The organism is Aquincola agrisoli, from assembly GCF_036621135.1.
Lineage (GTDB): Bacteria > Pseudomonadota > Gammaproteobacteria > Burkholderiales > Burkholderiaceae_C > Aquincola > Aquincola agrisoli.
This window is the reverse complement of the sequence record NZ_JAZIBG010000049.1, coordinates 157971-168261: the sequence shown is the minus strand read 5'-3', so window position 1 is coordinate 168261 and position 10291 is coordinate 157971. Positions and strand designations below refer to the sequence as shown.

General features: G+C 70.8%; 12 protein-coding genes and 1 riboswitch. Of the genes, 8 read left to right on the top strand and 4 right to left on the bottom strand.

Annotation, left to right across the window (positions count from 1 at the left end; translation table 11 throughout):
* Positions 1–293 precede the first annotated feature (293 nt).
* Positions 294–506, top strand: coding sequence for a hypothetical protein (locus V4F39_RS23580; RefSeq protein ID WP_332292521.1), 213 nt, complete (start codon positions 294–296; stop codon positions 504–506).
* Here the strand turns inward: V4F39_RS23580 and V4F39_RS23575 are convergent, their stop codons facing one another.
* Complete coding sequence (locus tag V4F39_RS23575; protein ID WP_332292520.1) at positions 507–1559, bottom strand: M12 family metallopeptidase; 1053 nt, start codon at positions 1557–1559, stop codon at positions 507–509. It lies immediately after the preceding gene.
* Between the two features lie 199 nt (positions 1560–1758).
* On the opposite strand from V4F39_RS23575, the gene V4F39_RS23570 reads away from it, so the two are divergent.
* From V4F39_RS23570 to V4F39_RS23555, 4 genes are all read left to right on the top strand, one after another.
* On the top strand, positions 1759–2511 hold the full coding sequence (locus V4F39_RS23570) for an ABC transporter ATP-binding protein (RefSeq protein WP_332292518.1): 753 nt from the start codon (positions 1759–1761) through the stop codon (positions 2509–2511).
* Positions 2501–3313: an ABC transporter permease gene (locus V4F39_RS23565; RefSeq protein WP_332292517.1), complete on the top strand. Its 813-nt coding sequence runs from the start codon at positions 2501–2503 to the stop codon at positions 3311–3313. The genes V4F39_RS23570 and V4F39_RS23565 overlap by 11 nt, the downstream gene beginning before the upstream one ends.
* 80 nt (positions 3314–3393) lie before the next feature.
* Positions 3394–4404 carry an ABC transporter substrate-binding protein gene (locus V4F39_RS23560; RefSeq protein WP_332292516.1) on the top strand — a complete coding sequence of 337 codons (1011 nt, stop codon included), beginning with the start codon at positions 3394–3396 and terminating at the stop codon, positions 4402–4404.
* Positions 4405–4470: 66 nt separating this feature from the next.
* Entirely contained in the window at positions 4471–5133 is a 663-nt protein-coding gene (locus tag V4F39_RS23555) for a phosphatase PAP2 family protein (protein WP_332292515.1), read from the top strand.
* A gap of 15 nt (positions 5134–5148) precedes the next feature.
* On the opposite strand, the gene V4F39_RS23550 is transcribed toward V4F39_RS23555, so the two are convergent.
* The 3 genes from V4F39_RS23550 to V4F39_RS23540 are packed head-to-tail and all read right to left on the bottom strand — an operon-like array spanning position 5149 to position 7148.
* The gene (locus V4F39_RS23550; protein WP_332292514.1) at positions 5149–6003 is read right to left on the bottom strand and encodes an alpha/beta hydrolase; all 855 of its coding nucleotides are present in this window, start codon (positions 6001–6003) and stop codon (positions 5149–5151) included.
* Positions 6004–6019: 16 nt separating this feature from the next.
* Entirely contained in the window at positions 6020–6598 is a 579-nt protein-coding gene (locus V4F39_RS23545; RefSeq protein ID WP_332292513.1) for an NnrU family protein, read from the bottom strand.
* Between the two features lie 40 nt (positions 6599–6638).
* On the bottom strand, positions 6639–7148 hold the full coding sequence (locus V4F39_RS23540) for a LapA family protein (RefSeq protein ID WP_332292511.1): 510 nt from the start codon (positions 7146–7148) through the stop codon (positions 6639–6641).
* 120 nt (positions 7149–7268) lie between these two features.
* A riboswitch (glycine riboswitch) is annotated at positions 7269–7358 on the top strand.
* A gap of 194 nt (positions 7359–7552) precedes the next feature.
* Between V4F39_RS23540 and V4F39_RS23535 the strand changes: the two genes are divergently transcribed.
* The 3 genes from V4F39_RS23535 (at position 7553) to V4F39_RS23525 (ending at position 10214) form a co-directional block, all read left to right on the top strand.
* Positions 7553–8851, top strand: a complete 1299-nt coding sequence (locus V4F39_RS23535; protein ID WP_332292510.1) for a D-amino acid dehydrogenase — start codon at positions 7553–7555, stop codon at positions 8849–8851.
* 104 nt (positions 8852–8955) lie between these two features.
* Positions 8956–9402, top strand: a complete 447-nt coding sequence (locus V4F39_RS23530) for a MarR family winged helix-turn-helix transcriptional regulator (RefSeq protein WP_332292509.1) — start codon at positions 8956–8958, stop codon at positions 9400–9402.
* Positions 9403–9461: 59 nt separating this feature from the next.
* Entirely contained in the window at positions 9462–10214 is a 753-nt protein-coding gene (locus V4F39_RS23525) for an SDR family NAD(P)-dependent oxidoreductase (protein ID WP_332292508.1), read from the top strand.
* Positions 10215–10291: the final 77 nt, after the last annotated feature.

The window sequence follows — 10291 nt, the reverse complement described above, 5'->3', positions numbered from 1 at the left end:
CTCGATCACCCCAGCCGCTACCAAACTGCACGGGCCGGTCTGGCCGCCTCAACGGCGTTCAGACTCTACCGTGCCGGTCTGGTCTGAACATACAAGCTTCAGTCTTCGCAGACCTGACACATCGCATCGCGACGATGGGCGGCATGCCCTCGATCGGCCTGTGGACGCTGCGCGACAGCCAACCCCCAGGCATTCGGGGGGTGTGAAGTGTGTCGCATCGACCTCGGGATTCACGAGGCGTTGACGATCGGTTCACATTCACACTGCAACGACACCCTGCCGAGGCTGCCGCCATGAATGCTCCGACCGCCCGCTCCCTGCTGTTTCGCCGCTGGAAGAACACGCCCGCACCGAAGCCCCTCGATCCGGCCGACATGGGGGCCGAGTTCGGCCTCAACCTGCGGCTCGAGCACCAGGCCGAGGAGGCGCTGCACGCCACGGCCGTCCAGGCACGCACCGGCAGCGGCATCGGCTGGATGACGCTGCTGCAGCGCCGCCGCGCCTGATCACCGCCGCTTGACGCCGATCGTGTAGCGGCCGGTGCCGCTGCTGCGATCGTAGTGGCGGATCTGGACGAAGTACTCGCCTGGCATCAGCTCGGCGGAGATGCGCGGGTTGAGCCCGTAGCCGCTGTCGTCGTCCTCCGCGATCAAGGCCGTCGGGCTGCCCGGCCCGAAAAGCTTCATGTAGACATCCGTCCGGCCGCGGGTGTCGATTTCGTAGGACGCCTCCCGGTCCGCCGTGAAGCGGAATACATCCTCCTCGCCGGGCTGCCCGATGTTCTCCTCCAGGCGCGGCCCACCGACGGCAAGCGCGATCGCCGCCTCCATGCCCGGCTTGGCCTTGGGGTACATCTTGGCGCCGGAGATGAACGCCTTGTCGAGCGCCGACAGCGTCTCGTTGGCCTGCGTGGCGACCCCGTTGAGCGTCCATTCCGCCGGGAACGCATACAACATGATCGACGCCGGATCGAACTCCGTGCCGTTGATCTGATCGACCGAATACTTCTTGAAGACGTTGTGGCGCACGGTCGCCTCGTCCCAGAAGTTGGGCGGGCCCGCGAGGGCGGCGATCACCGCCGGCTCGTTCCACTGGATGCCGCCGTCCGGGTTCGCGTGTTCATGGCCGAGCCCAATGGCATGGCCGAACTCGTGCGCCGCGGTGCCGCCATCGAGGAACCCGAGGTTCATCGTCGCCTGGTTCAGCGGCACGCTGCGGGCATCGGTGCCGATGGTCGACCAGGCGCCGTCGCTGGCGTCGAAGCTGATGCGGATCTCGGCATCGGGTGCGTTGTCGAACTGGAAGCGCAGGTTGGCCACCGCCTGCCACCAGCCGGCCTGCTCGCGCGCGACGGCCTGTTCGGCCGCCGTGCCGCCCATGAAGCGCACCCGCAGCGTCGAGCCGTTGAGCCAGTTGGTGCCGCGGATGCCGACGGCACGCAGGCGGCCGCCGACGCCCACCGCCTGCGGGCGCGGGCGCATCAGGTTGCGAGGCAGGATGAAGTCGTAGCAGCACTTGGCGGCAGGACGGAAGGGCCTGTTTTCCGGGTTCAGCGACATGGGAACCTCCGAGCGGGCCGTTCGGGCCCGTGGCTCTTTGACCTTAGGCAATGGTGGCGCGCGCGGCCATGGGACGGGCGCTGCAATGTAGGGGCCTCCAATGAGGGATGGCCCGCTGCGGCATCATGCCTGCTATGAGACGCCGTACCGGACTGCAGTTGCAACCCGCCCGCCTGGCGCGCCAGCGGCCCGCCGCGCGGTGAGTGCCGCGGCCATCGCCCTTCGACACGTCAGCCGCCGCTACGCCAACGGCGTGCAGGCCTTGGCCGACGTGAGCCTGCAGGCCGCACCGGGTGCGTTCGTCAGCCTGCTTGGGCCTTCCGGCTGCGGCAAGAGCACCGTGCTGCGCCTGCTGGCCGGGCTGGACGCGCCGAGCAGCGGCCAGGTGCAGCGGCCGGCGGACGGCGTCGGCTACGTGTTCCAGGATCCCACGCTGATGCCCTGGGCCAGCGTGGAGGCCAACGTGCGCCTGCCGCTGCGGTTGCGCCACGCCCCGCGCGCCGCGGCCGACGCGGCGGTGCGCGAGGCGCTGCAGGCCGTGGGCCTCGCCGACTTCGCCCGCGCGCTGCCGCGCGAGCTGTCCGGCGGCATGAGGATGCGGGCCTCGATCGCGCGGGCGATGGTCACCCGGCCCTCGCTGCTGCTGCTCGACGAGCCCTTTGCGGCACTCGACGAGATCACCCGCTTCCGGCTGAACCAGGAGCTGCTCGGGCTGTGGCAGCGCGACGCCTTCACCGCGCTCTTCGTGACGCACAGCGTCTACGAGGCGGTGTTCCTCAGCCAGCGCGTCGTGGTGATGGGCGCGCGGCCCGGCCGGGTGGTCCGGGAGATCACCGTCGACGCGCCCTACCCGCGCGACGCCGGCTTCCGGGCAACGGCGGCCTATGCCCGCGCCTGCGCCGAGGTCGCCGCCGCCCTCGAACAGGCCACCGAGGGCGCCGATGCCCGCTGACCGTGGTGCCGCCCGGCGGCCGGAACCGCGGTGGCTGCGCTGGGTGGTGCCTGCCGCCGTGGCCCTGGCGGCCCTGGGCGGCTGGGAGGCCGCGGTGCGGATCTACGAGCTGCCGCAGTACCTGCTGCCCGGCCCGGTGCTGGTGGGCAAGACGCTGTGGGCCCACGCCGGCTCGCTGATGGCGAGCTGGTGGTTCACGCTGAAGATCACGCTCGGCGCGCTCGCCCTGGCGGTGCTCGGCGGCGTGCTGCTGGGCGGCCTGTTCGCCGTGTCGCGCTGGGTGGAGCTGAGCCTGTTCCCCTTCGCCGTCGTGCTCCAGGTGACCCCCGTCATCGCGATCGCGCCGCTGATCCTGATCTTCGTCGACAGCACCACGGCCGCGCTGCTGCTGTGCGCCTGGATCGTCGCGTTCTTCCCCATCCTCGCGAACACCGTCGTCGGCCTGCGCAGCGCGGACGCGCGGCTGCGCGACCTGTTCCGGCTGTACCGCGCCACGCCGTGGCAGACGCTGGTGCACCTGCTGGTGCCCTCGGCGCTGCCGTACTTCCTCGCCGGGCTTCGGGTGGCGGCCGGGCTGGCGCTGGTGGGCGCGGTCGTCGCGGAGTTCACCGCGGGCGCCGCCGGGCGGGAAACGGGGCTGGCCTCGCGCATCCTGGAGGCGAGCTTCCGCACCGAGATTCCAAAGATGTTCGCCGCGCTGGTGTTGGTCTCGCTGACCGGCATCGCGCTGTACGGGCTGACGCTGCTGCTGTCGCGATGGCTGCTGGGGCGCTGGCACGACAGTGAACGCCCGCTCGACTGACCCGCCCTGCCGGCGGGGCGTCCTGTTACGAACGCCGCGCCGCTGGCTATAGTCGCGCACCTCCAGCACGCGCTTCCACCATGCCGTACCGTGCCCTCGCTCTGTCCGCCCTGTGCCTCGCCGCGTTCGCCGCCCAGGCGCAGACCAAGGTGGTCTTCGCCACCAACTGGAAGGCCCAGGCCGCCCACGGCGGCTTCTACCAGGCGGTCGCCGACGGCACGTACAAGCGAATGGGCCTGGAGGTCGAGATCCGCCAGGGCGGGCCGCAGGTCAACAACCGGCCGCTGCTGCCGGCCGGCAAGATCGACTTCCTGATGACCGGCAACCTGCTGCACAGCTTCGACAACGTGAAGAACGGCGTGCCGGTGGTGGTGGTCGCGTCGATGTTCCAGAAGGATCCGCAGGCCCTGTTCGCCCACCCCGGCCAGGGCTATGGCCAGTTCGCGGACCTGAAGAACGCACCCACGGCGTTCATCGCGAAGGACGCCCAGTTCTCGTGGTGGAGCTGGCTCAAAGCCGACTACGGCTTCAGGGACGAACGGCTGAAGCCCTACAACTACAACCTCGGCCCCTTCCTGGCCGACAAGAAGAGCATCCAGCAGGGCTACGCCGTCGAGGAGCCGATCTCGATCGAGAAGCAGGGCGGGTTCAAGCCGCTGACCTTCCTGCTCGCCGACCACGGCTACAGCACCTACAGCACGACCATCGAGGCGCGGCTGGACACGGTGAAGCAACAGCCGGAGCTGATCAGCAGCTTCGTCAACGCCTCGGTGCTCGGCTGGGTGAACTACCTTTACGGCGACCGCCGCCGCGCCGATGCGCTGATCAAGCGCGACAACCCGGAGATGACCGACGAGATGATCGGCCGGTCGGTCGCGCTGATGAAGGAGCTCGGCATCGTCGACTCCGGCGACGCGCTGACGCTGGGTATCGGTGCGATGAAGCCCGAACGCATCAAGGACTTCCACGACAAGATGGTCAGGGCCGGCCTCTACAAGCCGGGCGAGGTGGACTTGTCCAAAGTGGCGACGCTGCAATTTGTCAACAAAGGCGTGGGCCTAGACCTGAAAAAGCAGCTGGGCGGCAAGTAAGCTTCCGGGTTTTCCCCCAAAGCTCTGGCCGGCCATGAGCCGGCCTTCTTGTTGCCGACGCGATCGATGACCTTGTTCTGGAACACCGTCACCCGCCTGGGTGAAGCCCAGTTGCTGCTGCCGGCGCTGCTCGCGGCCACCGCCTGGCTGGCCCTGCGGGCCCGGGCTCCGCGCGTCGCCCTGACCTGGCTGGGCGCGACGGGCGTCGCGGCGGCGATCACCACCGTCACCAAGATCGCCTTCATCGGCTGGGGCATCGGCTATGCGCCGCTGGACTTCACTGGCATCTCCGGCCATGCGATGTTCGCCGCGGCGATCCTGCCGCTGTTGGCGCGCGAGGCGGTCGGCGCGGCGCATCCGCGCTGGCATGGGCCCGCCGTCGGGATCGGCCTCGCGCTGGCCGCGCTCGTCGCGGTGTCGCGCGTGGAGGTGTACGCCCATTCCCCGTCCGAAAGCTGGGCCGGTTTCCTGCTCGGCGCCGGCGCCAGCGTGGCGGCGCTGTCGCTGGTGCACATGCCCAGGACGAGCGCGCCGAAGAAGCTCATCCTGCTGCTCGGCGCCTGGCTGCTGGTGGCGGTGCCGGGCGCGCCGGCTTCGCGCACGCACGACTGGGTCACGGCGATCTCGATCGGCCTGGCGGGCCGCGACGCGCCCTACACCCGCCAGATGATGCACCGCGACTGGCAGCTGCAGCGCAACGGCGCGCAACGGTACGGCGCCGCCCGGTGACGCGGCCGCGGCCGGTTACGGCGGCTGGATCGCCGCGCGCAGTGCATCCAGGTAGGCGGGGAACGACTGCAGGTCACCGTGGCCTGCCCCTTCGATGCGTTGCAGCGTGACGCCCGGCAGCGCCTTCGCCAGCGCTTCGCTGTGCGCCAGCGGGATCAGCGCGTCGCGGTCGCCGTGCAGCAGTTGCACCCGCGTGCGCGAGCCCGCGAGCTGCACCAGCGCCAGGTCGGTCTGCAGCGGATAGCGCAGCAGCACCGACGGCACCAGCGGGTACTGCTCGGCCGCCATCGCGACCATGCTGCGGTACGGGGAGATCAGCACCAGGGCGTCCGGCCGCCGCTCCGGCGGCAGCGCTGCCGCGAGCGAGGCCGCGAGCCCTGTGCCCAGCGACCGGCCCACGAACACGACGCGGCGGCCCTCATAGGCCGGTGCGATGGCCTGCCACGCGGCCTGCACGTCGGCCAGCAGCTGCGCCTCGCTTTCGATCGCCCCGGTGCTCTTGCCGAAGCCCCGGTAATCGGGCATGAAGAGGTCGACGTTCAGCGCGCGGTAGAAGTCCAGGTTGACGAACCAGCGCTCCAGGTTGCCCGCGTTGCCGTGCAGGAAGAACACCACCCCCTGCGGATCCGGCCGGCGCAGGTGAAGCGCGTTCAGACGGGCCCCCGGCACGTCGACGAACACCTCGTGCACGTCCGCCGGCAGCGCGAAGCGGTGGGTGGCCGGCAGCGGGGTCGGCTGGAAGATCAGCCCTTCCTGGCCCCACCACAGCTTGGCCAGGACGGCGCCGTAGCCCAGCAGCAGCAGCGCAAGCAGGACGCCGAGCGCACGCGGCAGCGCCGTGCGCCATCCCCCGCGCTGGGCGATCACCACCGGCCGGCGCCTGCCGTCAACCGAGCGGGGCGATGCCGATCAGCCACTCGTGCGCCCAGAACGCAAACACGGCCCACGCCGCCGCACCGGCCGCCACGGCGCGGAGCGTGCCGCCCGCCGTGCCGGGTGGGTAGGTCACCCCCGCCGCGCGGTCGCGCCGCCGCGACACGGCATACAGCACGATCGCCCACGCCAGGAAGCTGCCGAACAGCAACACGTCGGCCACGGTGCCGTTGGCCAGCAGGTGGGCGAAGGCCCAGACCTTGACGCCCAGCACCATCGGGTGGTGCAGCCGGGCCTTGAGCGCATTGCGCGGCACGTAGGCCGCCGCGATCAGGATGAACGACAGCAGCGTGAGCAACGCGGCCGCGTGGCGCATGCCGAGCGGCGGCACCCACAGCCACATCGGTGCCGCGCGGGTCTGGCCGTAGCCCCAGACGATCAGTACCAGCCCCGCGAGCGACACCAGCGAATACAGGCCCTTCCAGGCCTTCTCGCCGCGTGCGGCGATCTGCCGGCTGCGCCATTGCGGCGCGAAGATGCGCACCGAGTGCAGGCCGAGGAACAACAGCAGTCCGGCGATCAGGGCGGTCATGGCGGGCGGGGGCTGGCGGGTTGCGGCGCGAACGCCGGTGTCAGAAGCGGGAGCGGTCGGCGAGGGCCGGGCTCGTGAGCGCCTGGCCGCGCTCGAGCCGGTCCTCGAGTTCGCCCAGCGAGGCCGCCACCGCGTTGGCGCTCTGCTCGAAGGCCGTGCGCTGGCGGTCCTCGAACTGCTCCATCCGCTGCACCAGCGCGGCACGGGTCTGCTCGGTGGACTGCGCGATGCGCAGCGTTTCCGCGGCGATGAAGCTGCGCAGCTCGGTGAAGCGGGACGCCTCGGCGGTGTCGGCCAGGGCGCGCTGCGCCTGCAGTTCCTTGTTGAGGCGGCGCTGCTCCATCAGCAGCGTGGCCTGCAGCGAGATCGCCCAGACCACGAACACCACGCTCAGCAGCGCGACGAGGCCCAGCATGATCAGGCCCAGCGGCGCCTCGACCGTCGTGAAGCCGAGGTACAGCGACGTGGGCGTCGCGAAGGCGGTCCAGTTCAGCAGCGCGAAGCCGGCGGTCAATGCCAGCACGGCGAGCACGAGCAACGTACGACTCATGGTTTTCTCCTTGTCGATCCCGAGCCGCCAACGGCGGTCCGGGGGGCGAGTGTCGCCGCAAGCGACCCTGGCCGGGTGTCGGACAACACGCCGTCGGCGGCGATCGCAACTCTAGAATGCCCGCTGGATTCAGGAGAGCGCATGCACCCGTGCATGCCGCCGAAGGCGCAACCTCCCATGCACGCTCAGGCTCCGTACTGAATCCGAAGTTGGCCGACGCTGGAGAGCGAAGCCCCCCGGGGCTTCCACCGAAGGAGCAACGCGCGCCGCCCGTGAAGGGCCGCCGCGGAATCTCTCAGGTACCGAGGACAGCGGGAGCGGCACGAGAGGCCCGATGGCCGCACGCCCCGGCGCGCGGCAGTCACCGCTCGTTCCCTCCCGACGATGCGTACCCAGAGGTTCAGATGAAAGTGATCGTTCTTGGCGCCGGCGTGACCGGCGTGACTTCGGCTTGGTTCCTGCGCCAGGCCGGCCACGAGGTGACCGTGGTCGACCGGCAGCCCGCTGCCGGCCTGGAGACCAGCTTCGCCAACGGCGGGCAGGTCTCCGTCTCCCACGCCGAGCCGTGGGCCAACCCCGGTGCACCGCTGAAGGTGCTGAAGTGGCTCGCCCGCGAGGATGCGCCGCTGCTGTTCCGGCTGCGGCCCGACGCGCAGCAATGGCTGTGGGGCCTGCAGTTCCTGCGTGAATGCACGCCGGCACGCACCCGGCACAACATCCGCCAGATCGTGAACCTCGGGCTCTACAGCCGCACGACGCTGCAGCAGCTGCGCCAGCAGCTCGCCCTGCCCTACGACCACCTGGCGAAGGGCATCCTGCACTTCTACACGAGCCAGAAGGAGTTCGACGCCGCGCAGGCGCCGGCGCAGGTGATGCGCGACCACGGCTGCGAGCTCGACATGAAGACCGCCGACGAATGCGTGCAGATCGAACCCGCGCTGGCGCAGTGCCGCGACAAGATCGTCGGCGGCAGCATGACCCCCAGCGACGAGTCGGGCGACGCCCACGCCTTCACGCAGGCGCTGGCGCTGCACGCGCAGGCCGCGGGCGTGCGTTTCCTCCACGACACGCGCATCGTCGGCGTCGAGCGCGAGGGCCAGCGCCTGGCGGCCGTGCGCGTCGCGGACGCGCAGGGCATCGTCAGCCGCCTGGAGGCCGACGGCTTCGTGCTCTGCATGGGCTCCTTCAGCGCGGACTTCGCGCGGCAGCTGGGCATCGCGCTGCGCATCTACCCGGCCAAGGGCTACTCGGTCACGCTGCCGGTGATCGACCCGTCGCAGGCCTACACCGTGTCGCTGACGGACGACGAGTACAAGCTCGTCTTCTCGCGCCTGGGCAACCGCCTGCGCATCGCCGGCACCGCCGAACTCAACGGCTACGACACCAGCCTGAACCTGGTGCGCTGCGAGGCCATCGTGCGCCGCACCCGCGAGCTGTTCCCGGGCATGACGGACGGCCGCAACGCCCGCTTCTGGACCGGGCTGCGTCCGGCCACGCCGTCGAACGTGCCCTACATCGGCCGCTCGAAGATCGACAACCTCTTCCTCAACACCGGCCACGGCACGCTCGGCTGGACGCATTCGTGCGGCTCGGGCCGCGCGATCGCCGACATCGTCGGCGGCCAGAGGCCGGAGGTGGACTTCGCGTTCTGCGGCATGGACGAACCCGGCGCCGGCGGGCGGTTCGCGCTGCGCGGCGCCTGACGCTCGCGCGTGGTTCGGCAGGGCAATTGGTTGATCACATCAACGGTATGCCCTCTATATGATGCGGGCTCGTCCGGTACAAGAAGCCCCACGGAGACGCCCTCATGCCCGCCACGCCGAGCCCCGACGACGACCTGCTGGAACCCGTGATCAGCCTCTTCGGCGGCTATCGCGCCTGGATGCAGCAGGCGCTGCGCGAGCAGGGCATCGCCGCGAGCCCGCTGGAGCTGCGGCTGCTCGCCATCGTGGCGGCCGGCAGCGGCCTCACCCAGCAGCAGCTCGTGCTGGAGACCGGCCGGGACAAGGCCCAGGTCACGCGGATGGTGGCGCACCTGGTGCAGTCCGGCCTGCTGCAGCGGCAAGCCGACCCGCTCGACGGCCGCTGCTGGCGGCTCAGCCTCACCGAGGCGGGCAAGGCCGCGAACCGCACGATGAACCGGCATCGCAAGCGCCTGGCGGCCTCGCTGGTCGCCGGCTTCACCGAGGACGAACGTGCGCAGCTGGCCGGGCTGCTCGGGCGCATGCGCACCCGGCTGCCCACGCCGCGCTGACGCCCGCCCCGCGGCGCCCGCTTTACAGTGCGGCGCAACCGCATTCCGAGGACCTGCCCATGACCACCGTACTCGTCACCGGCGCCAGCGCCGGTTTCGGCCTGGCCATCGCCGAGCGCTTCCTGGCCGATGGCGCCCGCGTCATCGCCGCCGCCCGCCGCGTCGAGCGGCTCGAGGCGCTGGCCGCGCGCCACCCGGGCCGCGTGCTGGCCCTGCCGCTCGACGTGACCGACCGTCCGGCCACCGCCGCGGCCCTGGCCGCGCTGCCGGCCGAGTTCGCCGAGATCGACGTGCTCGTCAACAACGCGGGCCTCGCGCTCGGCCTCGCGCCGGCCCACCAGGCCGAGATGGACGACTGGGAGCGCATGATCGCGACCAACTGCGCGGGCCTCGCCAACGTGACGCGGGCCGTGCTGCCCGGCATGGTGGCCCGCCGGCGCGGCAGCGTGATCAACATCGGCTCCATCGCCGGCGAGGTGCCCTACCCGGGCGGCAACGTCTATGGCGCCACCAAGGCCTTCGTGCACCAGTTCACCCACAACCTGAACGCCGACCTGGTGGGCACCGGCGTGCGCGCCACCTGCGTCGAGCCCGGCCTGGTGGGCGGCACCGAGTTCTCCAACGTGCGCTTCAACGGCGACGACACCAAGGCGGCGTCGGTCTATGCCGGCACGCAGCCGCTGACGGCCGAGGACATCGCCGAGACGGTGCACTGGCTCGCCTCGCGTCCGCCGCACGTGACGATCAACGCGATCTCGATGATGCCCAACTGCCAGTCCTTCGGGCCGCTGACGATCAAGCGCAACGGCTAAGGCCGCATGGCCCCACCGGCGGCGCAGTCAAGCACCATTGCCCACAATCACGGCCCCCTTTCCGAACCGCATTCACC